This is a genomic window from Sphingomonas sp. 320_CC (genome assembly GCF_059691795.1).
Map to the genome: position 1 here is coordinate 374,092 of NZ_JCAWAE010000004.1, position 22,721 is coordinate 396,812.

General features: G+C 66.2%; 23 protein-coding genes and 1 other annotated feature. Of the genes, 15 read left to right on the plus strand and 8 right to left on the minus strand.

The features are described 5' to 3' along the window. Window positions 1-3: 3 nt before the first annotated feature. Genes AC59GX_RS17355 through rsmA form a run of 3 tightly spaced genes read left to right on the plus strand, consistent with a single transcriptional unit; the run spans window position 4 to window position 3,336 of the window. Window positions 4-1,494: a peptidylprolyl isomerase gene (locus AC59GX_RS17355; RefSeq protein WP_426282089.1), complete on the plus strand. Its 1,491-nt coding sequence runs from the start codon at window positions 4-6 to the stop codon at window positions 1,492-1,494. Further along, window positions 1,472-2,509, plus strand: coding sequence for a 4-hydroxythreonine-4-phosphate dehydrogenase PdxA (gene pdxA / locus AC59GX_RS17360; protein WP_426282088.1), 1,038 nt, complete (start codon window positions 1,472-1,474; stop codon window positions 2,507-2,509). Before AC59GX_RS17355 ends, pdxA begins: the two co-directional genes overlap by 23 nt. A gap of 11 nt (window positions 2,510-2,520) precedes the next feature. Continuing rightward, on the plus strand, window positions 2,521-3,336 hold the full coding sequence (gene rsmA / locus AC59GX_RS17365; RefSeq protein ID WP_426282087.1) for a 16S rRNA (adenine(1518)-N(6)/adenine(1519)-N(6))-dimethyltransferase RsmA: 816 nt from the start codon (window positions 2,521-2,523) through the stop codon (window positions 3,334-3,336). A gap of 45 nt (window positions 3,337-3,381) precedes the next feature. Here the strand turns inward: rsmA and AC59GX_RS17370 are convergent, their stop codons facing one another. The 3 genes from AC59GX_RS17370 to guaB form a co-directional block, all read right to left on the minus strand. After that, on the minus strand, window positions 3,382-3,882 hold the full coding sequence (locus tag AC59GX_RS17370) for a tetratricopeptide repeat protein (protein ID WP_183037968.1): 501 nt from the start codon (window positions 3,880-3,882) through the stop codon (window positions 3,382-3,384). Window positions 3,883-3,938: 56 nt separating this feature from the next. Continuing rightward, entirely contained in the window at window positions 3,939-5,126 is a 1,188-nt protein-coding gene (locus tag AC59GX_RS17375; RefSeq protein ID WP_426282085.1) for an RsmB/NOP family class I SAM-dependent RNA methyltransferase, read from the minus strand. Window positions 5,127-5,708: 582 nt separating this feature from the next. Next, the gene (gene guaB / locus AC59GX_RS17380; protein WP_426282084.1) at window positions 5,709-7,166 is read right to left on the minus strand and encodes an IMP dehydrogenase; all 1,458 of its coding nucleotides are present in this window, start codon (window positions 7,164-7,166) and stop codon (window positions 5,709-5,711) included. Between the two features lie 132 nt (window positions 7,167-7,298). On the opposite strand from guaB, the gene AC59GX_RS17385 reads away from it, so the two are divergent. After that, window positions 7,299-8,267: an SPFH domain-containing protein gene (locus AC59GX_RS17385; RefSeq protein WP_426282082.1), complete on the plus strand. Its 969-nt coding sequence runs from the start codon at window positions 7,299-7,301 to the stop codon at window positions 8,265-8,267. Beyond that, complete coding sequence (locus AC59GX_RS17390) at window positions 8,267-8,704, plus strand: NfeD family protein (RefSeq protein ID WP_426282081.1); 438 nt, start codon at window positions 8,267-8,269, stop codon at window positions 8,702-8,704. The genes AC59GX_RS17385 and AC59GX_RS17390 overlap by 1 nt, the downstream gene beginning before the upstream one ends. Window positions 8,705-8,843: 139 nt before the next feature. On the opposite strand, the gene AC59GX_RS17395 is transcribed toward AC59GX_RS17390, so the two are convergent. Then, entirely contained in the window at window positions 8,844-10,454 is a 1,611-nt protein-coding gene (locus AC59GX_RS17395) for a phosphoenolpyruvate carboxykinase (protein ID WP_426282080.1), read from the minus strand. 180 nt (window positions 10,455-10,634) lie between these two features. Here AC59GX_RS17395 and AC59GX_RS17400 point away from each other — a divergent pair, with 180 nt between their 5' ends. The 9 genes from AC59GX_RS17400 to AC59GX_RS17440 all read left to right on the plus strand — a co-directional run bounded on the left by AC59GX_RS17400 (window position 10,635) and on the right by AC59GX_RS17440 (window position 17,811). Continuing rightward, window positions 10,635-11,342, plus strand: coding sequence for a response regulator transcription factor (locus AC59GX_RS17400; RefSeq protein ID WP_056058673.1), 708 nt, complete (start codon window positions 10,635-10,637; stop codon window positions 11,340-11,342). Then, entirely contained in the window at window positions 11,311-12,894 is a 1,584-nt protein-coding gene (locus AC59GX_RS17405) for a sensor histidine kinase (RefSeq protein WP_426282079.1), read from the plus strand. Before AC59GX_RS17400 ends, AC59GX_RS17405 begins: the two co-directional genes overlap by 32 nt. Before the next feature lie 9 nt (window positions 12,895-12,903). After that, the gene (locus AC59GX_RS17410; protein WP_426282078.1) at window positions 12,904-13,335 is read left to right on the plus strand and encodes an HPr kinase/phosphorylase; all 432 of its coding nucleotides are present in this window, start codon (window positions 12,904-12,906) and stop codon (window positions 13,333-13,335) included. Continuing rightward, entirely contained in the window at window positions 13,332-14,246 is a 915-nt protein-coding gene (rapZ, locus tag AC59GX_RS17415) for an RNase adapter RapZ (RefSeq protein ID WP_426282077.1), read from the plus strand. The genes AC59GX_RS17410 and rapZ overlap by 4 nt, the downstream gene beginning before the upstream one ends. A 15-nt stretch (window positions 14,247-14,261) precedes the next feature. Beyond that, window positions 14,262-14,669: a PTS sugar transporter subunit IIA gene (locus AC59GX_RS17420; RefSeq protein ID WP_056058662.1), complete on the plus strand. Its 408-nt coding sequence runs from the start codon at window positions 14,262-14,264 to the stop codon at window positions 14,667-14,669. After that, a complete protein-coding gene (locus AC59GX_RS17425; RefSeq protein ID WP_056481934.1) occupies window positions 14,666-14,941 on the plus strand; it encodes an HPr family phosphocarrier protein in 276 nt (91 codons plus the stop codon). The genes AC59GX_RS17420 and AC59GX_RS17425 overlap by 4 nt, the downstream gene beginning before the upstream one ends. A 106-nt stretch (window positions 14,942-15,047) precedes the next feature. Next, window positions 15,048-15,863, plus strand: coding sequence for a TrmH family RNA methyltransferase (locus AC59GX_RS17430; protein WP_426282076.1), 816 nt, complete (start codon window positions 15,048-15,050; stop codon window positions 15,861-15,863). 128 nt (window positions 15,864-15,991) lie between these two features. Then, window positions 15,992-17,455: a L,D-transpeptidase family protein gene (locus tag AC59GX_RS17435; protein WP_426282075.1), complete on the plus strand. Its 1,464-nt coding sequence runs from the start codon at window positions 15,992-15,994 to the stop codon at window positions 17,453-17,455. Between the two features lie 11 nt (window positions 17,456-17,466). Next, window positions 17,467-17,811 (plus strand): hypothetical protein, encoded by a 345-nt coding sequence (locus AC59GX_RS17440; RefSeq protein ID WP_056058653.1) that lies wholly within the window; start codon window positions 17,467-17,469, stop codon window positions 17,809-17,811. Between the two features lie 73 nt (window positions 17,812-17,884). Here AC59GX_RS17440 and AC59GX_RS17445 read toward each other — a convergent pair whose 3' ends face one another. Both AC59GX_RS17445 and AC59GX_RS17450 read right to left on the minus strand, forming a co-directional pair. Then, complete coding sequence (locus tag AC59GX_RS17445) at window positions 17,885-19,357, minus strand: SulP family inorganic anion transporter (protein ID WP_426282074.1); 1,473 nt, start codon at window positions 19,355-19,357, stop codon at window positions 17,885-17,887. 69 nt (window positions 19,358-19,426) lie between these two features. Continuing rightward, window positions 19,427-19,482 (minus strand) — a sequence feature (sul1 is cis-regulatory element that is thought to sense ions involved in sulfur or methionine metabolism; They are found in Alphaproteobacteria). Between the two features lie 150 nt (window positions 19,483-19,632). Then, entirely contained in the window at window positions 19,633-20,076 is a 444-nt protein-coding gene (locus AC59GX_RS17450; protein ID WP_120300206.1) for a DUF488 domain-containing protein, read from the minus strand. 58 nt (window positions 20,077-20,134) lie between these two features. Here AC59GX_RS17450 and trmFO point away from each other — a divergent pair, with 58 nt between their 5' ends. Then, window positions 20,135-21,502 carry a methylenetetrahydrofolate--tRNA-(uracil(54)-C(5))-methyltransferase (FADH(2)-oxidizing) TrmFO gene (trmFO, locus tag AC59GX_RS17455; RefSeq protein ID WP_426282073.1) on the plus strand — a complete coding sequence of 456 codons (1,368 nt, stop codon included), beginning with the start codon at window positions 20,135-20,137 and terminating at the stop codon, window positions 21,500-21,502. Here the strand turns inward: trmFO and AC59GX_RS17460 are convergent. Next, window positions 21,438-21,908 carry an EF-hand domain-containing protein gene (locus AC59GX_RS17460; protein WP_426282072.1) on the minus strand — a complete coding sequence of 157 codons (471 nt, stop codon included), beginning with the start codon at window positions 21,906-21,908 and terminating at the stop codon, window positions 21,438-21,440. The genes trmFO and AC59GX_RS17460 overlap by 65 nt on opposite strands. 65 nt (window positions 21,909-21,973) lie before the next feature. Then, window positions 21,974-22,720 (minus strand): squalene/phytoene synthase family protein, encoded by a 747-nt coding sequence (locus AC59GX_RS17465; RefSeq protein WP_497302118.1) that lies wholly within the window; start codon window positions 22,718-22,720, stop codon window positions 21,974-21,976. Between the last annotated feature and the right edge of the window lies 1 nt (window position 22,721).

The window sequence follows — 22,721 nt, forward strand, 5'->3', positions numbered from 1 at the left end:
GCGATGATGGGATACCGACACTTGAAGCATGATGTTCGACTGGCGGCGCGTGGCGGCCGTGTGATCGGTTCTGTGGTTCTGGCTGCGCTGGCAGCAGGCGCAATCGCTCAGGCGGTGCCTCCCAAGGCTGCGCAGGGCAAGCGCGGCGCGCGACCTGCGCCGACCCAGCCCGCTCAGGCCCAGCCGGCCCAGGCTCAGCCGGCGCCCTCGGCTCCGGGACAGACCGTCCAGGACCAGAGCGTTCCGGACAATACCGGTCTCGATATCCCGACCAACCTCCAGATCTTCGGCAAGGTCGATCCTAACGTCCGCAAGCCGACCGCGATCGTCAACGATACCGTCATTACCGGTACCGACGTCGACCAGCGCGTCGCCCTGGTGGCAATGGCAAACGAGGCGAAGCTGTCGCCCGAAGATCGCGAGCGGCTTAAGCTGCAGGTCCTGCGCCAGTTGATCGACGAGACGCTGCAGATTCAGGAAGCCAAGACCGCCGACATCACGATTACCCCTGCCGAGCTGACGCAGAGCTATGACGGCGTATCGAAGCGCTTCAATCGTACGCCGGTCGCGATGCGCGCCTATCTGCGCGAGTCCGGATCGTCCGAGCGGTCGCTGAAGCGCCAGATCGAGGGCGAGCTTGCGTGGCAGCGCTATCTGCGTCGCCGCGTCGAGCCGTTCGTCAACGTCGGCGACGAGGAAGTGAAGTCGATCATTGATCGTCTCCAGGCGGCCAAGGGTACCGACGAGTTCAACCTCAAGGAAATCTATCTCGCGGCGACCCCGGCGAACAGCCAGCAGGTCTATGCGAACGCCAAGCAGATCCTGCAGGAAATCCAGAAGGGCGCGCAGCCGTTCGAATATTACGCACGGCAGTTCTCGGAAGCGTCGACCCGCGCGGTCGGCGGCGATCTCGGCTGGATCCGTGCGGCGACCTTGCCGGCGCAGCTTGCCGAAGCCGCGACGACGATGCAGGTGGGCCAGGTTGCTGGGCCGATCGAGGTCTCGGGTGGCTATTCGATCTTGTACTTGACCGACAAGCGTCAGGTGCTGACTGCCGATCCGCGCGATGCCAAGCTCAGCCTGAAGCAGTTGACGCTGCGCTTTCCGCCGAACACCAACCAGGCACAGGCCTCCGCGCGTGCGCAGGCGTTTGCAAAGGCGACGCAGGAGTTGCGTGGCTGTGGTACCGTCGAGAAGGTCGCGGCCGGGATCGGCGCGGACGTGGTCGACAACGATACGGTGCGTATCCGCGATCTGCCGCCACAGCTTCAGGAAGTGATGCTGAAGCTTCAGGTCGGTGAGTCGAGCCCCCCGTTCGGGTCTGCGGAACAGGGCGTTCGCGCGCTGGTGCTGTGCGGTCGCGACGAAGCGGCTGGCGGGTCTGTGCCGAACTCCGAGCAGATCCAGGGTCAGCTCGAGCAACAGCGCGTCAATCTGCGTGCCCAGCAGAAGCTGCGCGATCTGCGGCGCGATGCCGTGGTCGAATATCGGTGATCGGATCGTGACCCGCATCTCGGCGCTGGCGGTGTCGATGGGCGATCCTGCCGGGATCGGGCCCGAGATCATCGCCAAGGCGTGGGATGCGCGCGAGACGCATGGCTTGCCGCCGTTCGTCGCGGTCGGCGATGCGCGGGCGATCGAGCGGGTCTGGGCTGGTCCGATCGCGCGCGTGACGGACGTGGGCGCGGCGGCGGCGGTTTTCGTCGACGCATTGCCGGTGCTGACCGTGGGCGATGCGGGAGCGATCGTACCGGGCGAGCCCGATGCGGACGGTGCGCGGTGTGCGCTGCATTCGCTGGAACTCGCTGTCGGTCTCGTCCGCACTGGCGCGGCGCGTGCGCTGGTGACCGGGCCGGTGTCCAAGTCGCAGCTGTACGCCATCGGCTTCACGCATCCGGGGCAGACCGAGTTCGTCGCCGAGCGCTACGGCGTCGCGGGGGACAATGCGGTGATGATGCTCGCGGGGCCGTCGTTGAAGGTGGTGCCGATCACCACGCACGTGCCGTTGAAGGACGTATCCGCGCTGCTCACGGTCGACCTGATCGTCGCCAAGGCGCGTGCGACAGCTCGGGGATTGCTGCGGAACTTCGGGATCGAGAACCCGCGGCTCGCCTTTGCCGGCTTCAATCCGCATGCCGGCGAGCAGGGCGCGCTGGGGCGGGAAGAGATCGAGATCATCGCGCCAGCGATCGCGATCCTGCGCGAGGAAGGCATCGATGCGACCGGGCCCTTTGCCGCGGACACGATGTTCCACCCCAGAGCCCGCGAGACCTACGACGTCGTGATGTGCTGCTACCACGATCAGGCGCTCGTCCCCTTGAAGACGATCCATTTCGACGAGGGCGTGAACATGACGCTGGGCCTGCCGATCGTGCGGACCTCGCCCGATCATGGCACGGCGTTCGCGATCGCGGGCAAGAATCTGGCCGAGCCCGGTGCGATGATCGCGGCGATCGCGATGGCGGGTGAAGCGGCGGACCGGCGCGCTCAGACCGCTGCCCAGTCGTGAGCGAGGCTGCAGTGACGGAGCTTCCCCCGCTGCGCGAGGTGATCGCGCGTTATGGACTGAACGCGAGCAAGGCGCTTGGGCAGAATTTCCTGTTCGACGGCCAGTTGCTCAAGCGCATCGCGGCGGTGCCGGGTGACCTTCAGGATGCCGAGGTGCTCGAAGTGGGGCCCGGCCCGGGCGGCCTGACGCGCGCATTGCTCGCGGCGGGTGCGCGGGTGACGGCGATCGAGCGTGACCGGCGGTGTATCCCTGCGCTGGCAGAGCTTGGCGAGGCGTATCGGGGGCGGCTGAGGGTAATCGAGGGCGACGCGATGGAAGTCGCCGCGCCGGCGCTGTTCGAGGGCAAGCCGCATATCGTGTCGAACCTGCCGTACAACATCGGCACGGCGTTGCTGGTGGGGTGGCTGTCGACGTCGTGGTTGCCGTGGTGGCAGTCGTGCACGCTGATGTTCCAGAAGGAAGTTGCCGAGCGGATCGTGGCGAAGACCAACGACGATCATTATGGGCGGCTGGCGGTGCTGGCGCAGTGGCGCTCGACTGCGCGGATCGCGATGCCGGTTCACCGGTCGGCGTTCACACCGCCGCCTAAGGTGATGTCGGCGGTGGTGCATCTGACTCCGGTCGAGGCGCCGGAGGGGGTGAATTTCGCGGTGCTGGAGCGACTGACGGGCGCGGCGTTTGGTCAGCGGCGGAAGATGCTGCGGCAGAGTTTGAAGGGCGTGCCGGGCGCGCTCGATGCGCTGGAGCGGATCGGAGTGGAGGCTACGCGTCGGGCTGAGACGCTTTCGGTTGCCGACTTCACGGCGTTGGCGAAGGCGGTCGGCTGATCTTCACGATCCTCCCCCGCCAGGGGGAGGATCAATGCAAGAACCTCAATCCTTCGCGGCTACCGGGGTCTTCTCGACTTGGGCCGTGGCGATCGGCGGGCCTTTCGCGATCACCGCCGCGAGTTGCGTCGCTTCGGGGCAGACACCCTTGCAGAGCGTGCGGATCTTTACGAGGTTGTCCTTCGCGCGGACCACGGCGCCCTTAGCAACCAGTGCCTCGCCCTGTCCCTTGAGCGCGGCGACGTCGTTGGGTTCGAGCAGCAAGGCCTCGCGGTACAGGCGGATCGCCTTGCCTGGCAGGTCACGTGTTTCTGCAACGCGGGCCAGCAGGAGGAACGCCGCCCGGTTGCGCGGATCGACCGCTACCGACGTTTCGAGCACATCGGTGGCACCATCTAGGTTGCCCGCGGCGACCAACGAACGGCCCTGCGCCAACAACTGCATCGAGCGCGCGTCGATCTGGGCGTCGGGGCGTTGCCCGCTAAGCGAAGTCGACACGCATACGACGGTCAGCGCGGCGGCAAGGGCAACGGACGAAAAACGCATCATCGTCTCCAGGCGGGATACAGGTTTGGCCGTGAGTTGAGCCATAGGTCGGCTGGCTAGCACGCAGCCCGGAGGCGCGCGACAAAAAAGCCGTCGGTGCCGTCGCGACCGGGTTCGAGGCGGACGCCGTGGCCGTGCTTCGCGCCGGCGGGGAGCGACAGGGGCTCGGTCGTCCAGCCGGGATGCGCGTTGAGGAACCAGGTGACCTGGTCGGTACCCTCGGCGTCGAGCAGCGAGCAGACGATGTAGACGAGCGCGCCGCCGGGCTTGACCAGTGTGGCGGCCACGGAGAGAACCTGCTGCTGCGTCGATTGCAGCCGCGAGACGCGGTCGGGGGTGAGCCGCCAGCGTGCCTCGGGGTTACGCCGCCAGGTGCCGGTGCCCGAGCAGGGGGCATCGACCAGCACGCCGTCGGCGCGACCGGCCCATTCGCTGAGCGCTTCGATCTCGCGCGTCGGGTTGAGCAGGCGGCTCTCGACGATCGTCGCGCCGGCTCTAGTTGCGCGTGGGGCAAGGCGCGCGAGGCGGTTGCGGTCGGTGTCGCAGGCCAGGATCACGCCTTCGTTCTTCATCGTCGCCGCGAGTGCGAGCGTCTTGCCGCCGGCGCCGGCGCAGAGATCGACGATCCGTTCGCCGGGCTTCGCCTGCATTGCCAGGCCGACGAGCTGGCTACCTTCGTCCTGCACTTCGAGCGCGCCTTCGTTGAAGAGCGGGAGTGCTTCGACGTTGGTGCCGGTCGGGAGGCGGATGCCGTCGGGGGCGTGGGGGGTAGCTTCGGCTTCGGGGAGCGCGGCGAGGACGGTCGCGCGGTCGGCGATCAGCGTGTTGACGCGGAGATCGAGCGTGGCACGGCCGGCTAGGTCGGTGAGTGCGGCGCCGTCGAGGCCGGAGGCGCGGAGGGCCTTGCTCAGCCACTGCGGCGCGACGCCGGCGCGAGCGCGCGGTTCGTCCTTGGCGATCGGGGCGGGCGCATGGGTGGAGCCGTCGAAGGTCGCGGCGACTTCGGGGTCTGCGTCGGCGACGAGGAGCATCGCGGTGCGACCGTTTTCGGGGCGGTCTCCGGCCTTGCGGATCGCGGCGTAGACGAGTTCGCGGACGGCGCGGCGGTCCTTGGAGCCGGCGTAACGGCGGGTCGCGAAATAGCGGGCGATGAGCGTGTCTGCGGCGGCGCCGGACTCGCGGGCGGCGGCGATGATCTGGTCGAGGAGTTCGATCGCGGCCTGGGTGCGGGCTGGGGGAGTCACTTCTGGGCTCCCGACTTCGCGTGGGTTCGGGGGGAGGCTTGGTACGGAGTGTTCGTCATCATCCCCTCCCCTAGCCCCTCCCGCGGGCGGGAGGGGAATAATTTCGGGGCTTGGGTTCGGGATCGTGGTGGCTCCCGCCCTCTTGCTCCGTCATCCCGGCGGACGCCGGGACCCATGGTTGCGGTTTGGGTTGTGGTGGCGCGCTGTCGCTGGGTCCGCCGTGTCCATGGGTCCCGGCGTTCGCCGGGATGACGGATGGAGGCGGTGGGACGACGGAGGGGGCGGCGGTCTGTGAGTTAGCCTGCGGCCTGTGGAGCACCGCCCACGCAAATATCGTTCGTCATTCCCACGCAGGCGGGGATCCATATTCTCGAACGGTTGCGATCTTCGGAGCGTTAGCCAGTATGGGTTCCCGCCTTCGCGGGAATGACAGGGAGCGTGAGAGCTAGCCGCGACCCGCTCCCCTCCCTGAAAGGGAGGGGTTGGGGGTGGGTTGGCTCGTTTTAGCCACCGGCAGACGAGCTTGGGGAAACCAACCCACCCCCGGCCCCTCCCTTTCAGGGAGGGGAGAAGTTCCCGCCTTTACCGCGTCGGGTAGTTCGGCGCTTCCCGCGTGATCGTCACGTCGTGGACATGGCTCTCCATCAAGCCTGCACCCGTAATCTGCACGAACTCCGCCCGCGCCTGGAGATCCGAGATCGTCGCCGAGCCGGTATAGCCCATCGCCGCCTTGATCCCGCCAACCAGCTGGTGGACGACGTCTCGTGCCGGCCCCTTGTACGCGACCTGTCCCTCGATCCCCTCGGGGACGAGCTTCAGCTGATCCTTGATGTCGCCCTGGAAATAGCGATCCGCCGACCCGCGGCCCATCGCGCCGACCGAGCCCATCCCGCGGTACGATTTGTACGCACGGCCCTGGTACAGGAACGTCTCGCCAGGTGCCTCGTCGGTGCCCGCGAGCAGCGAGCCGATCATTACGGTCGACGCGCCGGCGGCGAGCGCCTTCGCCATGTCGCCCGACGTGCGAATGCCGCCGTCGGCGATCACCGGCACGCCGGCCTTGTGGCCCGCCTCCGCGCAATCCATCACCGCGGTCAGCTGCGGCACGCCGACGCCAGCGACCACCCGCGTCGTGCAGATCGAGCCTGGGCCGATACCGACCTTGATCCCGTCCGCGCCCGCGCCGATCAGTGCGCGCGTCGCTTCGGCAGTGGCGACGTTGCCCGCCACCACCTGCACCGAGTTGGACAGCTTCTTGACGCGCTCGACCGCGCGGCCGACATCGCGGTTATGGCCGTGCGCGGTGTCGATCACGATCAGGTCGCAGCCGGCGTCGACCAGCTGTTCGGTCCGGTCGAAGCCCTTGTCGCCAACCGTCGTCGCCGCCGCCACGCGCAGGCGGCCCGCCTCGTCCTTGGTGGCATCGGGGAACATCACCGCCTTCTCGATGTCCTTGACGGTGATCAGCCCGACGCAGCGATACTGCGCATCGACCACCAGCAGCTTCTCGATACGCCGGGCGTGGAGCAGGCGGCGCGCCTCTTCCTTGCCGACTTCGGTCGAGACGGTGGCGAGGTTCTCGTGCGTCATCAACTCGCTGACGGGCTGCTTTGGATCGCCCGCGAAACGCACATCGCGATTGGTGAGGATACCGACGAGCTTGCCGTCCGCTTCGACCACCGGGATGCCGCTGATGCGGTGGCCGGACATGAGGGCCTGCGCCTCGCCGAGCGTCGCGGTCGGTTTGATCGTAATGGGGTTCACCACCATGCCCGACTCGAACCGCTTGACCTGACGGACCGCGATGACCTGCTCTTCGACGGTCAGGTTGCGGTGGAGCACGCCGATGCCGCCGAGCTGTGCCATGACGATGGCCATGTCGGCTTCGGTGACGGTGTCCATTGCCGAGGACAGGATCGGGATGTTGAGCGCGATGCCGCGCGTCAGCTGAGTCCGGGTATCGGCCTGGCTTGGCAGCACGTCCGATTCCCCCGGATACAGGAGGACGTCGTCGAATGTGAGGCCGAGGCGGATATCCATGAGAGCTGCCGTTCCTGGGTGTGAGGTGGCGCGCCATGTAACCAAAGGCGCGGCGTACGGCTAGGCCTCATGTCTGGCTCCAGGGGGCGCCCACGTGCTATAGCGGTGCGATACACGGATGGGGATTGTTCGATGGGCCTGATCGTTGCCGCGCTCCTGCTGGCGCTGGTGCTGCTGTACCTCTTCACCAGCATCAAGATCGTCCACCAGGGCTATCAATACACGATCGAGCATTTCGGCCGCTTCACCACGGTCGCGCGGCCCGGCTTCAATTTCTACCCGGCGTTCTTCTACCGCGTGGGACGGAAGGTGAACATGATGGAGCAGGTGATCGATATCCCCGGCCAGGAGATCATCACCAAGGACAATGCGATGATCTCGACCGACGGGGTCGTGTTCTTCCAGGTGCTCGACTCGGCGAAGGCGGCGTACGAGGTGTCGGACCTGTACCAGGCGCTGTTGCAGCTCACGACGACCAACCTGCGCACCGTCATGGGATCGATGGACCTCGACGAGACGCTGTCGAAGCGCGACGAGATCAACGCGCGGCTGCTCAACGTGGTCGATCATGCGACGACGCCGTGGGGGGTGAAGATCACGCGCGTCGAGATCAAGGACATCCGCCCGCCGGCCGACATCGTCAACGCGATGGGGCGGCAGATGAAGGCGGAGCGCGAGAAGCGGGCGAACATTCTGGATGCGGAGGGTTCGCGGGCTTCGGAGATTCTCCGCGCCGAGGGGCAGAAGCAGGCGCGGATTCTCGAGTCCGAGGGGCGCAAGGAATCGGCCTTCCGCGATGCCGAGGCTCGCGAGCGGGCTGCTGTTGCTGAGGCTTCGGCGACGCGTGCGGTGTCTCAGGCGATCGAGGAGGGTGGCGCGCAGGCGATCAATTACTTCATCGCGCAGAAATATGTCGAGGCGATCGGGAAGTTTGCGACCTCGCCCAATGCGAAGACGATCCTGTTTCCGGTCGAGGCTACTCAGTTGATGGGGACGCTTGGGGGGATTGGCGAGCTGGCTAAGGATGCGTTGCGCGATGCGACTGCTTCGCCGCCGGCCAAGCCCGCGGCTCGGGGCCCGTTCGAGTTGTCGAAAAGCTGATGGACGCGATCGGGGCGGCTGGCGCTTGGCTGATCGCGGCGCTGGTGCTGGGGATCGCCGAGCTGGCGGTGCCGGGAGTGTTTTTGGTGTTTCTCGCGATTGCTGCGGGGGTTACCGGGGTGGCGGTGTACGTGTTGCCGGATTTGCCGGTGGCGGCGCAACTGGCGGCGTTCGGGGTTTGGAGCGCGGTTACCGTGCTGATCGGGAAGCGCTGGTACCGGGATTATCCGGTCGAGGGCGGGGATCCGATGTTGAACGATCGGTCTGCTCGGCTGGTGGGTCAGGTCGTGGTGGTGGATACTGCGATCGCTGGCGGGCGTGGACGCGTGCTGGTGGGCGACGGCAGTTGGCCGGCTCGGGGTGAGGATGCTGCTGTCGGAGCGCGCGTTCGGGTAACGGCGGTCGTCGATGGTGAGGTGGTGGTGGAGGCGCGCTAAACCCTCTCCCTACAGGGGAGAGGGAAGCCGCGTGGCGGCGCGGGTGAGGGCACGCCAAGCGGGACCGTGCCCTCACCTTCCCACCCGACTGCGTCGTGCGGGCCCCTTCCTCTCCCCCGAGGGGGAGAGGAGTTTAAAGTTACGCCGCCTCTTTCACCTTTGGCGCTGCCTGCCGGACGCCTTCGTCGACATGCTCGGCGAACTGGGCGAAATTCTCCACGAACAGGTCGACCAGCTTGGCCGCCGTCGCGTCGTAGGCGTCCTTGTCCGCCCAAGTCATCCGCGGATCGAGGATCGCGCTGTCCACGCCGGGCACGCTCACCGGCACCTGGAACCCGAAGTTCGGGTCCGTGCGGAACTCGGCGTCGTTGAGGCTCCCGTCTAGCGCCGCATTCAGCAACGCCCGCGTCGCCTTGATCGGCATGCGGTTGCCGACGCCGTATTTGCCGCCGGTCCAGCCGGTGTTGACCAGCCAGCAATCCACGCCGCCCTTCGCGATCCGCTCCTTGAGCAGATTTCCATACACCGACGGGTGCCGCGGCATGAACGGTGCGCCGAAGCAGGTCGAGAAGGTCGCATCGGGCTCGGTCACGCCGATCTCGGTTCCCGCGACGCGCGCCGTGTACCCCGAGAGGAAGTGATACATCGCCTGGTCGGGCGTGAGCTTGGCGATCGGCGGCAGCACGCCGTACGCGTCGGCGGTCAGCATGACGATGTTGCGCGGCACGGGCCCCATGTTCTCGGCCGACGCATTCGGGATGAAGTCGATCGGATACGCGCCACGGCTGTTCTCGGCGAGCGTGTGGTCGTCGAGGTCGAGCAGACGCGTCGCCGGGTCCATCACGACGTTCTCCAGCACCGTGCCGAACCGCTTGGTGGTCGCGAAGATCTCCGGCTCGGCATCGGCCGAGAGGCGGATCATCTTGGCGTAGCACCCGCCCTCGAAATTGAAGACGGCGGTGTCGGACCAGCCATGCTCGTCGTCGCCGATCAGCGTGCGGCTGGCATCGGCCGACAACGTCGTCTTGCCGGTGCCCGACAGGCCGAAGAACACAGCGGTGTCGCCGTTCGCGCCCATGTTCGCCGAGCAGTGCATCGGCATCACGCCGGTCGGCGGCAGCAAATAGTTGAGGAGGCCGAACACCGACTTCTTCATCTCGCCGGCATATTTCGTGCCGCCGATCAGGATCAGCTTGTCGGTAAAGTTGACCGCGATCACCGTCTCGCTGCGGCAGCCGTGGCGTGCGGGATCGGCGCGGAAGCTCGGCAGGTCGACGATCGTGTAGTCCGCGATGAAGTCCTTCAGCGCCGCCTGCTCGGGGCGGACCAGCATCGTCCGGATGAAGAGGTTATGCCACGCCAGTTCAGTGACGACGCGGACGTTGACGCGGTGATCGGGCTGCGATCCACCGTACAGGTCCTGCACGAAAAGCTCGTCCTTGGCGGCGAGCGCGGCGAAGAAATCCTCCTTCAGCGCGGCGAAATGCGCGGGCTCCATCGCCTTGTTGCTCTTGCCCCACCAGACCGTCGCGTCGGTCTCGGCATCGCGGACGATGAACTTGTCCTGTGCCGAGCGCCCGGTATGCGCGCCGGTCTCGACGACCAGCGGGCCGTCCGCGGAAAGCGTCCCCTCGCCACGCTCCAGCGCCGCCTCGACGAGCTGCGCGGTGACCAGGTTCCAGTGTAAATTGGCGCGGGTTTCGATCCCCTGCGCGGATAGGCCGACGGCCGGAATACGCTCGCTCGACACGGGCTCTCTCTCCTAAGTTTAATCGCATACGTATGTATGTCGTTGCGGCCGGCTGTACGGGGCAGTTTTCCACCGGTCAAATCCACTGATCTGCAGCGCCGTCCCGATACGGCTCTAGTTGAGTGCGGCGGCGGTTTGCCCTACGCCGACACGCCAACGACCGAGGCGAACCAACCCAACATGACGGCAACGATCGCGCTGGTCGACGACGACCGCAACATCCTGACCTCCGTGTCGATCGCTCTGCAGACCGAGGGCTTCGTCACGCGCGTCTATTCGGACGGCGAGACGGCGTTGAAGGCACTGACCGACAACCCGCCCGATCTCGCGGTGTTCGACATCAAGATGCCGCGGATGGACGGACTCGAACTGCTCCGTCGCTTGCGCGAGAAGAGCCAGATTCCCGTGATCTTCCTGACCAGCAAGGACGACGAGCTCGACGAGGCGCTCGGACTCGCGATGGGCGCCGACGACTATATCGCCAAGCCGTTCTCGCAGCGTCTGTTGATCGCCCGCATTCGCGCGATCTTGCGGCGTACCGAGCTGACGCAGTCTCCGGGCACCGAGACCGAGGCGGAGGCAGCAGGGCCGCTCGATCGCGGGCGGCTCAGCATGGACCCGGCGCGACATCGGACGCTGTGGGGTGGCGAACCAGTTACGCTGACGGTCACCGAATTCATGATCCTCGAGACGCTCGCGCAGCGGCCCGGGATCGTGAAGACGCGCAACCAGTTGATGGATGCGGCGTACCAGGACGATATCTATGTCGATGACCGGACCATCGACAGCCACATCAAGCGACTCCGCCGCAAGTTCCGGCAGGTCGACCCAGCCTTCGACGCGATCGAGACATTATATGGTGCCGGGTATCGATTTTCTGAGGAATGAGCTGGGCGTCGACGGCCGCGATCTCACGCTGCGGTGGTCGGGGCAGATCTCGCTCACGCGGCGTATCCTGGCCGTCAACATCTTCGCGCTGCTCCTGCTGGCAGGCGGGTTCTTCTACCTTGATTCGTATCGCAGCCGGGTAGTCGACAACCGTGTCGCGCAGACGGCGCGTGAAGCACGACTGATCGGCGAGGCAATCGCCGCGGTCGATCCGGCGTTGCGCGATCCGCTGGTGTTGCGGCTTGCACGCGATACGGGGTCGCGGATTCGACTGTTCGATGCGGCAGGGCGGACGGTCGCCGACAGCCGCGCGCTTGGCTTGCGCAACTTCGTGCTGATGGATCCGGACAAGGAAGACTGGGACCAGACGATCGCCCGGTTTCTCGACGCATCGATCGACGTGATCGTGATGGCCCCGCGGCCGCCGCTGTACCGGGAGCGTAGCGGTGCACAGCAATGGCCCGACGTGAGCGCAGTCCGCGGCCGCAGCGCCGTCTCCACGACGGTCTGGCGCGCGCCCGACCGCACGCCCGTGCTGACCGCCGCCGCGCCGCTCAGCGCCGGCGGGGTCGTGATGACCACGGTCAATGCGCGGGACATCACAAAGACGGTCCGGATCGAGCGGTTCCGGCTCAGCATGGTACTGCTCGGCGTTTCCATCGTCTCGGTCCTGCTGTCGCTGTTCCTCGCCCGCACGATCGTCCGCCCGCTTCGTCGCCTTGCACGAGCCGCGGTGCGAGTCAGGTTAGGTCGTGCACGTGAAGTCGTCGTGCCGCGCCTCCCCTCGCGCCGTGACGAACTCGGCATGCTCGCGCGCGCCCTCTCCGACATGAGCCTCGCACTGCGCGCCCGCATCGATGCGACCGAGGCGTTCGCCGCGGACGTCACGCACGAGATGAAGAACCCCCTCGCCTCGCTTAGGTCGGCGGTGGAGGGATTGTCGCGCGTGAAGGACCCCGCGCTCCAGGCGCAGTTGCTCGCGATCGTTCGTGACGACGTCCAGCGGCTCGACCGGCTGCTCTCAGATATCTCCGAAGCCTCGCGACTCGACGCGCAACTCAGCCGCGCCAAGTTCGAACCGGTCGACATCGCCGCGATGATCGACGGGCTGGTCACACAACGTGAAGCTCGCGGGGTCGAGCGCGGCATCCGCCTCCGATTTGATCGCAACCCCGACGATCGAACGGTCATACTCGGCGAAGGCGCGCGGCTCGAACGCGTGTTCGAGAACCTGATCGACAACGCGCTGTCCTTCTCGCCCGACGCCGGCCTGATCGCGATCTCCGCCATCCGCGAGGGCGAGGACCTCGTCATCCGTGTCGAGGACGAGGGTCCCGGAGTACCCGAGGAGGCGCGCGAGGACGTCTTCAAGCGCTTCCACTCGGTCCGCCCCGACAGCGAGACGTTCGGCCAGCATTCCGGGCTAGGCCTCGCGATCGCCCGCACGATCGTCGACGGCCACCAAGGCGCGATCTTCGTCGAATCGCGCGAGGACCGGCTCGATGGCGCGCGCTTCGTCGTAAGGCTACCGCTCGCCGAATTGCCGGAGTAAGGACACCGCGTGGTCGTCCCCTCCTCCGACAGGCTCCACGCCACCACGGTCGCCATCGACGGCATGGCCGTGATGATCGAGGGCGCGTCGGGATCGGGCAAGTCCGACCTCGCGTTGCGCCTGATCGATCGCGGCGCAATCCTCGTCAGCGACGACCAGACGTTAGTGGTCCGCGACGGCGAAACCTTGCTCGCACGTGCGCCGACGAAGATCGCGGGACGGATCGAAGTCCGCGGGATCGGCATCCTCGCCATGCCCTATGTAGAGGACGTACCGGTCGCCCTGCTCGTACGCGTCGATGGCGCAATCGAACGGATGCCCGAACGTAGCATCCGTAACATCGCCGGAATCGACGTCCGCGAGGTCGCGATCGCCCCCTTTGAAGCCTCCGCCCCGATCAAGGTCGAACTCGCATTGCGCAATCCGGAGCCCATAGAATGACGCGTCCTAAGGACATCCTTCTCGTCACCGGCATGTCGGGGGCGGGCAAATCCACCGTCCTCAAGACGCTGGAGGATCTCGGCTGGGAAGTCGTAGACAACCTCCCGCTGTTGCTGCTCGACCGTCTGCTCGACGCGCCGCTCCCCGAAGGATCGACCAACGACTCGCAGCCGCTCGCGATCGGTATCGGCGCCCGCACGCGCGACTTCGATCCCGAACGGATCGTCGGCCGCATCCGTGATCTCCGCGACCGTCATGGGCTCGAGATCGGAATGCTGTTCCTCGACTGCTCGGGCGCCGAACTTGAACGCCGCTATTCCGAGACCCGCCGGCGTCATCCGCTCGCGCTCGATCGCCCGGCGAACGACGGGATAAGCCGCGAGCGCGAGCTGCTCGCGCCACTTCGCGACTGGGCGAACCGGCTGATCGACACGACCGACATGGCTGCCAACGAACTCGCGCAACAGATCCGCGCGAGCTTTGCGGGCGGGGAACTCGGCGCGCCGACGCTGTCGATCCGCTCGTTTGGTTTCGCCCGCGGCCTGCCCCGCAACGCCGACCTCGTGTTCGACATGCGGTTCCTGCGCAATCCGCACTGGGATCCCGACTTGCGGCCCGGCACCGGGCTCGACGCCGACGTGTCCGCCTACATCATGGACGACCCCGCCTACGAAGCCGCGGTGAGTCGGATCGAGGAGCTGCTGATGCTGTTGCTTCCGCGCTACAGGGCGGAAGGCAAGTCGTATGTCACCGTCGCGTTCGGGTGTACCGGAGGGAGACACCGGTCGGTCCACGTCGCCGACCGCGTGGCGCGACGGTTGCGCGACGCGGGATTTTCCCCCAGTATCGCACACCGCGACCTGGGGGCCGCTCCACAAGATGCGCTCGAAGGATCACCGGTCGTCTTATGAGTATGAAACGCTGACATGATCGGCCTTGTTCTGGTAACGCACGGTCGATTGGCCGAGGAATTCGTTCGCGCGATGATCCACGTCGTCGGCCCGCAGGAACGCGTCGCGCCAATCGCGATCGGTCCCGACGACGACATGGAGGAGCGTCGCGCGGATATCGCCGCCGCGATCCAGGCAGTCGATGTCGGTCGCGGCGTGATCGTGCTGACCGACCTGTTCGGCGGCACCCCCTCCAACCTCGCCATCTCGCTGATGGAGCGCGGCCGGATCGAGGTGATCGCGGGCATGAACCTGCCGATGCTGATCCGGCTTGGCTCGGCGCGCAAGTCGATGACCGTCGTTGCGGCGGTCGCGGCGGCGCGTGAGGCCGGGCGCAAATATATTTCGGTAGCCTCCGAGGTTCTCGGCGAGGCTGCGGCGTGAGCGAGGTCTCTCGTACCGTCCAGATCACCAACCGCCGCGGGCTCCACGCGCGCGCGAGTGCCAAGTTCGTGACGCTCGCGTCTTCGCATCCGGTCGAGGTCAGCGTGACCAAGGATGGGTCGGATCACGTCACCGGCACCTCGATCATGGGATTGATGATGCTGGGTGCGGCGATGGGCGACGCGATCACGATCAGCGCGAGCGGCGATGGCGCGGAACATACCGTCGCCGCGCTCGCCGAACTGGTCGAGGCGAAGTTCGGCGAGGATTGACCGTCTTTCTCCCCTCCCGCTTGCGGGAGGGGTCGGGGGAGGGCATGAGCGACGGCGTGTTTACAAACCCCTCCCCAACCCCTCCCGCAAGCGGAAGGGGCGCTAGATGCCCCGCGAGATAACCGCCTTTTCGAACCCGCTGATCAAGTACGTCCGCGACCTGCGCGACAAACGGCATCGGCGTGCGGCCAAGCAGTTCCTCGCCGAGGGTCTGCGCATCCTCACCGAAGCGCGCGAGACGGGACGTTTGCCGCGTACTTTGTTCTACGCAGCGGCGAGTGCGAACCATCCCCTCGTCCACGCGCTGTCGATGGACGTCGAGGATGCCGGCGGTGATTCGATCCAGACCACGCCTGACATTCTCTCGAAACTGTCCGGCAAGGATAACCCGCAAGCGGTCGTCGGTGTCTTCGACGAGTTCGACGCGACGCTCGAAGACCTCGATCGCACGACGTCGGGCATCTGGCTGGTCGCCGAACGGTTGCGCGATCCGGGCAATCTCGGCACGATCCTGCGCACCGGCGATGCGGTCGGCGCGGGCGGGCTGATTTTGATCGGCGAGTCGGTCGATCCCTTTTCCGTCGAGGCGGTGCGCGCCAGCATGGGAGCGCTGTTCACGATTCCCGTCGTGAAGACCGAGTGGGAGCCCTTCCATACCTGGCTGCGCACCGGTTCTGGCCAACTCGTCGGCCTCAGCCTCGACACCGACACGGACTACAGGGGAGCGACCTACACCGGCCCGACCTTCCTGCTGACGGGTAACGAAGCGCAGGGCATGCCGCCCGAGATGGCCGAGGCGTGCGACGTGCTGGTCAAGATCCCGATGCTGGGCAAGGCGGACAGCCTCAACGCTGCGGTCGCGACCGCGGTGATGGCCTATGAAGTGCTGGCCCGGCAGGAAAAATCCCCTCCCCTGGCCTGAACCGTTAATTTTGCCCGATTGGCGATGCTTAGCGAGTCCGGTTCAGCTAAGGGAGAGCTACGTCGTGCGAAAGCATCGACCAGATACAAGACAGGACGATTATGGCTCGCGGTTTCGATGATGGACGAATGAAGACTGGCGTGATCCGGTCGGTGCTCGCGGCAACACCGCTGTTGATGGCGACCGCGTCGTTCGCGCAGGTTACGCCGCCGCCGGTCGTCACGACCGCGCCTGCTGCAATGCCGACGTCGACGCTGGCGCCGCCGGTGATCACCGTGCCGCCGCTGAGCGATACGCAGGCCGCGCTGCTCGACAGGCTGCTCAATGGCGATATCGTTGCACAGGGCCTGAAGTCGGCTGCAACCGCGTCGACCACCGCGCCGAGCAAGGACGAACTCGTCCGTGCGGCACTCGATCATGCGCGCGCGGTGCATGCCGGGCGGCTGAACGAAGCCGACTTCCAGAAGGATTGGGGCCTGCGTCCGCCGGCGTACGATCCGACGCCTGCCTTTGCCGATGCCGTGCGGCTCGACCGGATCGCGGCATGGTTCGCATCATTGCCACCGCCTTATGCTGGGTATGACGGCCTGCGGAAGGGCCTCCAGAATTATCGTTCGATCGCGTCTGCGGGCGGCTGGGCACCGCTGGCCTCCGGTCCCGATTTCACGATCGGCGCGACCGGCCCTCGCGTGATCGCGCTGCGCAAGCGTCTGGCGGCGGAGGACAAGGACGTCGCGACCAGCGGCGACCGGTTCGACGCGCCACTGGTGGAAGCGGTACGCCGCGCGCAGCGTCGCTATGGCCTCAACCCCAGCGGGATCGTCTCGACGCAGACTCTTGCCGCGCTCAATGTATCCGCCGGCGACCGCGTGCGTCAGATCATGGCGAACATGGAACGCTGGCGCTGGCTGCCGCAGGACCTGCCGCGCGACCGTATCCAGGTGAACATCGCCGCGGCCGTGCTGACGGTGTTCGACGGCGATACGCCGGTGCAGTCGATGCGCGCGGTGACGGGGCGTCCGGGCGACGAGACGCCGATGCTGTCCTCGACGATCCACAGCATCGTGATCAATCCGCCGTGGAACGTCCCGACGTCGATCGCGACCAAGGAGCTTTGGCCAAAGGAGCGTGCCAACCCGGGCTATTTCAAGCGCAACGGCATCAAGGTGATCGACGGCACGCGGCTTCAGCAGCAGGCCGGCGACCAGAGCGCGCTGGGCCGGTTCAAGTTCGATTTCGCCAACGACTATTCGGTCTATCTCCACGATACGCCCAGCCGTGCGAAGTTCGCGAGCTTCAGCCGACTTGCGAGCCATGGCTGCGTTCGCCTTGAAAAGCCTGCCGAACTCGCCGACCTGCTGCTCAAGGGCGATCCGTCCTGGACGCCCGAGATGGTCGACGCCGCAGTCGCCAAGGGTGACACGGTCCGCGCCCGCTTGGTAAAGCCGGTATCGGTCTATCTGCTCTATTGGACCGCGTTTGCCAGCGGCAACGGGCAGATGAACTTCCGCGCCGACCCTTATAACTGGGATGGCACCCTCGCTTCCAAGATCGAGGCGCGCACTGCACGCCAGACGATCGCCGCTCGTTGAGAGGACCAGACATGACGATTTCCAACCGCACGCGTACCGCCATTGCCGGCGGCCTGCTCGCCGCGATGGCCATGGCCGGCTGCTCGCGCTCGGAGCCCGACCAGCCGCCGACCGATACCAACATGGTAGAGGATACTGGCGTGACCGAGTCCGAAGCCGCGCCGACGCCCGCTCCGGCGCCGGTCGAGACTGCACCGGTCGAGACTCCCCCGACGGTGAACGCCGTCGAGCCCGAACGCGAACCACCGGTCGCGCCCGACGAGCAGATGCGCGACGATGCCGATGCGACAGGCATGACCGCGCGCGTAACTCGCGATGAGGCACCGGTCGAGAACGACACCGTTCCTCAGCAGTAAGCAAAACTATTCTACAGCAGCGGCTTGGCAGCCTTACCTCGGTGAAGCTGCCAAGCCTCTACGTTGCTGGACATTAGTCGAGCAGCAGGGGCGCGTGGCGATCGACCAGCGTTTCGCTCGCCGTGTTGAGCCCGACGACTTTGACGATCGTGCCGTGACGCCGCAGCTTCGCCACCACATCCTCCAGCGCCGCTACAGCGGTGACATCCCATAGATGCGCGCTCGTCAGGTCGATCCGCACTGCGCGAGCAGTCTCGCGAAGATCGAAGCGATCCGCGAAGATGTCCGCGCTGGCGAAGAACACCTGACCGCCGACACGGTAGATCCGCGTGTCGCTCGCCGCGTCGTGCTCGACCGTAACGTCCATCAGCCGCGTGACCTTCCAGGCGAAGAACACGCCGCTGAGCAACACGCCAACACCGACGCCCAGCGACAGGTCGTGCGTCGCGACGGTGACGACGACGGTCGCGACCATCACCACGCTCGACATCTTGGGATGCCGCGCAAGTTCGCGGATCGAGCTCCAGGAGAAGGTGCTGATCGACACCATGATCATGATCGCAACCAGCGCCGCGACTGGCACCTGCGCGACCCATGGCCTGAGCGGCACCATTACGACCAGCAGGAACACGCCGGCGACGAGCGTCGACAGCCGCCCTCGCCCGCCGTAGCGCACGTTGCCGACGGTTTGCCCGATCATCCCACAACCGGCGATGCCACCGAACGCGCCCGCGGCGATGTTCGCAAGCCCGAGCCCGGTGCACTCGCGCGCCTTCGAGCTGGTGGTTTCCGTCAGGTCGTCGACTACGCTCGCCGTCATCATCGACTCGAGCAACCCGACGGCGGCCATCGCCAACGCATAGGGAGCAACGATCCGCAGCATGTCCCAGTTGAACGGCACGTCGGGCATCCCGAACGACGGCAGCGTGGAGGGCAACTTGCCGAGATCGCCGACCGTCTTCAGCGGCATCGGCACCCACATCGCGATCGCGGTCAGCACGACGATGCAGATCAGCGGTGACGGGATGGCGTTCGAGATGCGCGGCATGAGGTAGATGATCGCGAGACCGCCGGCGATCATAGCGTAAGCCTGCCAACTGACGCCGACCATCTGGGGGACCTGCGCGGAGAAGATCAGGATCGCGAGCGCGTTGACGAACCCGGTGCGGACCGACTTCGACACGAACCGCATCAGCACGTCGAGCTTGGCGAGCCCGAACGCGATCTGGAGAGCGCCTGCGAGCATCGTCGCAACCAGAAGATATTGCAGGCCGTGAGCGTGGACCAGCGCGGCCGCGACCAGCGCAACGGAGCCGGCCGCGCCGGAGATCATCGCGGGGCGCCCACCCGCAAACGCGATGACGATGCCGATCACGAACGACGCGAACAGGCCGACTTCGGGATCGATGCCCGCGACGAACGAGAACGCGATGACCTCGGGGATCAGCGCGAAGGTACCGACCATCCCGGCGAGGATGTCGCGGCGCGCGGCCGTCGGACCGCTGAACCATTCGGCTCGATAACGAGAAAAAGATAAGGATGTCATGGATGTATCCGCATAAGACGCAGAACCGCGGCGCTGTCTTGGCAGGCGGTTACTTCGGAGGCGTCGTTGCGTTGTCCGGCGGATCGGCGGCCGGAATAGCCACCCGGAATTGCACCGGGTCCAGGGCGAATGGGTGCTGGTTAGCGGCGCTTGGGGCTCAATGCAACGTTCGGCCCAGAACCCCCGCCCGTCATCCTGACGAAAGTCGGGATCCATTACCCTGGATCCTGACTTTTGTCAGGATGACGGATCGTTTGAAGCGAGTTCGACCTTTCCTAGGTGAACAGATCCACCACCTCGGCCCCCTCGCCTACCGCCTGCAGCAGTAAGGTACGGTGGCAATGGCAGGGATCCCGTTCGTAACAGAGCAGCGCGCTGGGCTTCTCCGCCGCCAACCCGAGCATGATCGCCGCAGCAGCCTGAGCCTCGGGCAGGTCGAGCTGTTCGTCATAGACCGCGGTCAGGGTCGCGACGTCGCCCTTCTTGGCCGCATCGCGCCCGCGCTTCGGCGTTCCGAGCGCCTTCAGGTGCACGTAATCGATCTCTACCTCGCGTAACGAAGCGGCAAGCGAGGTCTTCGAAAACCCTGGTCGTCGCGACAACGGAAGCGCCCGAACATCGATCACCCGCTCCACCCCCGCCGCCTTCAATGCCGCGAGGAAATCGGCCATCGTCGTGGCCTCATAGCCGATCGTGAAGATCTTCGTCGGGTCTGTCATGCAGACGAAGTGGTATTGCGGACCTGACACGGCAAGCGTCCGACGCTATCTGAGCCGAATGACCCACGATATCCATGTCATCGGCGGCGGGCTCGCCGGTTCCGAAGCCGCCTGGCAACTCGCCGAAGCCGGCCTCAAGGTCCGCCTGTCCGAAATGCGCGGCAGCGGTGAAGAAACGCCTGCGCACCAGACCGACGGCCTCGCCGAACTCGTCTGTTCGAACAGTTTTCGGTCGGACGATGCCGAAGCCAACGCGGTTGGGCTGCTCCATCAGGAGCTGCGCACGCTTAACTCGCTGATCATGCGGCAGGCGGACATTCACCGCGTCCCCGCCGGCTCCGCGCTCGCCGTCGACCGCGACAATTTCTCGGCCAGCGTGACGGAGGCGATCGACCAGCATCCGAACATCACGCTTGTCCGCGAACGCATCGACGCATTGCCGGATGGCCCGACGATCATCGCCACCGGTCCCCTCACCGCCGCCTCGCTTGCCGCGGGTATCGGCGCGGAGACCGGCCGTGAGGCGCTGGCGTTCTTCGACGCGCTCGCGCCGATCGTCCACCGCGATTCGATCGACATGGACACGGCTTGGTTCGCGTCGCGCTGGGACAAGGGCGAGGGCAAGGACTACATTAATTGCCCGATGGACAAGGACCAGTATCTGGCCTTCCACCAGGGCCTGATCGACGGCGAGAAGACCCCGTTCAAGGAATGGGAGAAGGACACGCCCTATTTCGACGGCTGCATGCCGATCGAGGTGATGGCGGAGCGCGGCGTCGATACGCTGCGCTATGGCCCGATGAAGCCGGTCGGGCTCGACAATCCGAAGACCGGGCGCTGGCCGCACGCCGTCGTCCAGCTTCGCCAGGACAATGCGCAGGGCACGCTGTGGAACATCGTCGGCTTCCAGACCAAGATGAAGCACGCCGACCAGGTCCGCCTGTTCCGGACGATCCCCGGGCTGGAGAATGCCGAGTTCGCGCGGTTGGGCGGGCTGCACCGCAACACCTTCATCCGCTCACCCGAACTGCTCGACGAGACGCTGCGGTTGAAGTCGCGTCCGAACATCCGTTTCGCCGGGCAGATCACCGGCTGCGAGGGGTATATCGAGAGTTGCGGGATCGGCATGCTCGCGGGGCTGTTCGCGGCGGCCGAACTCACTGGCAAGACTCTGACGCCCCCGCCCTACGCGACTGCGCTCGGCGCGCTACTGGGCCACATCACCGGTGGCGCCGAGGTCGAGACGTATCAGCCGATGAACGTCAACTTCGGGCTGTTCCCGCCGATCACGGGCCGCACGAAGAAAGCGGATCGCAAGCGGATGTACACCGATCGCGGTCGAGCGGCGCTCGCAGAGTGGCTCAACTCTCCTCGGCAACAGGCTGAGCCGGCGGACAATTCACCCGAGCTGGCCCCTTCCGCTTGACCGCCGTCGTGGCAAATTCCGGGGCGGTCATCGCGCCGGATTTGTCACGGTCGGCGTCCGCGAACTTGGTCGTCGCCTTCACTGCCCATTCGTCGAACGACAGCTTGCCATCGCCATCGACGTCCAGCCGCGCGTAAGCCTTGCGCCGCTGGACCAGATATTCCTCGCGCGTGATCTTGGCATCGCGGTCCTTGTCGTAGCGATCGAACCGCTTCTGCTCGCGGGTCTTGTCGGTCGCCTCGGGGGCGGCATCGGGTAGCGGATCGGACGCGCCCGCGGCGCCGCTCACCTGCGCCATCGGCTGAGCCGGTAGCAGCGGACCCGGCCGCGCCTTCCCGCTAAAAAACATGAACCCCGCAGCAATCAACGCGATCACCGCCGCCCCACCCGCCAGATACCGCCACATCGCCGCCGCCCCCATTGCCCAGCGCGCACGCTAGGCCTCGCCGCAGACGATCCCCATCCGATTGGTCAGTATCCGGTCAATCTGTGCCACGCCAACCGCGCCACGCGCTTCGGGCTGCCGGGTCCAGCGGCTCCGGACGTCATGTCGAACCGGGCTGACACGGCAAGCGCCCCCAGAGCGCGCGCCGATGAAGGCCATCGTCCCTGCAAAGCTTGATCGAGCGCCTCGCTCGCCCGAATACGGGCCAAATCCCGGCCCGCGGTTTCCGTCAGCTTCTGCGCGAGATCTGCCAGCGCCCACCCCTCTCCCGCGAGGCCGATCCGGTCGTCGCTTACCGCCACGATCGTCGCCGCAAGATCGAACAGACGCCGTCCACGATCGCGTGCGAAACACTCGATCGCGCCTGCATCGAGATCGGGCTCGAGCAGCGCTTCCCAACCATCGGTCAACTTGCCCAGCATCGCGCCGGATACACCGAATGGCAGTACCTCGTGCTGAAGTGCCACCAGCACGGGTTCGGTGGGCGCCGGAGCCGTATCGAGACGGCCGAGCGCTTCGTACCACCATGTCAGCCGCATCTGGCCGATGATCGGCTCGCGCGTCGTTCGGACGATTGCCCCCAGGGTTTCGTCGAGCGAAAACAGCGTTTTGAGCGCCTGACGGGTTTCTGGGGGGGCATAGCTGAGCGCAAGCCTTTGCTCGGGATTGGGCGATATCATCCCGACGCAATAGCGAAGCGGAGGGAGCACCGCATCTATTCCAGGTTTCGTTAACCATGTTCCTTGAGCCGGGCTTACCGGATCGTCGCGCAAG